Genomic DNA, 1,205 nt, shown 5'->3' on the forward strand with positions numbered 1-1,205 from the left:
CTTTACGTCCTGAGCTGGGGGTGGCCGCAGAGACCAGCGAGAAGCGACTGTTTACTAAAAACACAGGTCCGTGCGAAGCCGTAAGGCGATGTATACGGACTGACGCCTGCCCGGTGCTGGAACGTTAAGGGGACCGGTTAGTCAGGATTCGTTCTGGCGAAGCTGAGAACTTAAGCGCCAGTAAACGGCGGTGGTAACTATAACCATCCTAAGGTAGCGAAATTCCTTGTCGGGTAAGTTCCGACCTGCACGAATGGCGTAACGACTTCTCGACTGTCTCAACCATAGGCCCGGTGAAATTGCACTACGAGTAAAGATGCTCGTTTCGCGCAGCAGGACGGAAAGACCCCGGGACCTTTACTACAGTTTGATATTGGTGTTCGGTTCGGCTTGTGTAGGATAGGTGGGAGACTGTGAAGCGGGCACGCCAGTGTTCGTGGAGTCATCGTTGAAATACCACTCTGGTCGTGCTGGATGTCTAACCTGGGTCCGTGATCCGGATCAGGGACAGTGTCTGATGGGTAGTTTAACTGGGGCGGTTGCCTCCTAAAGAGTAACGGAGGCGCCCAAAGGTTCCCTCAGCCTGGTTGGCAATCAGGTGTTGAGTGTAAGTGCACAAGGGAGCTTGACTGTGAGACCGACGGGTCGAGCAGGGACGAAAGTCGGGACTAGTGATCCGGCGGTGGCTTGTGGAAGCGCCGTCGCTCAACGGATAAAAGGTACCCCGGGGATAACAGGCTGATCTTCCCCAAGAGTCCATATCGACGGGATGGTTTGGCACCTCGATGTCGGCTCGTCGCATCCTGGGGCTGGAGTCGGTCCCAAGGGTTGGGCTGTTCGCCCATTAAAGCGGTACGCGAGCTGGGTTTAGAACGTCGTGAGACAGTTCGGTCCCTATCCGCTGTGCGCGTAGGAGTCTTGAGAAGGGCTGTCCCTAGTACGAGAGGACCGGGACGGACGAACCTCTGGTGTGCCAGTTGTTCTGCCAAGGGCATGGCTGGTTGGCTACGTTCGGGAGGGATAACCGCTGAAAGCATCTAAGCGGGAAGCCTGCTTCGAGATGAGGACTCCCACCCACTTGATGGGGTAAGGCTCCCAGTAGACGACTGGGTTGATAGGCCGGATCTGGAAGCACGGTAACGTGTGGAGGTGACCGGTACTAATAGGCCGAGGGCTTGTCCTCAGTTGCTCGCGTCCACTGTGTT

General features: G+C 56.3%; 1 rRNA gene. It reads left to right on the top strand.

The features are described from left to right. Window positions 1-1,183, top strand: a 23S ribosomal RNA gene (locus KUM44_RS27700); the annotation flags it as partial. Between the last annotated feature and the right edge of the window lie 22 nt (window positions 1,184-1,205).

The organism is Streptomyces sp. AC550_RSS872, assembly GCF_019049285.1.
Taxonomy (GTDB): Bacteria; Actinomycetota; Actinomycetes; order Streptomycetales; family Streptomycetaceae; genus Streptomyces.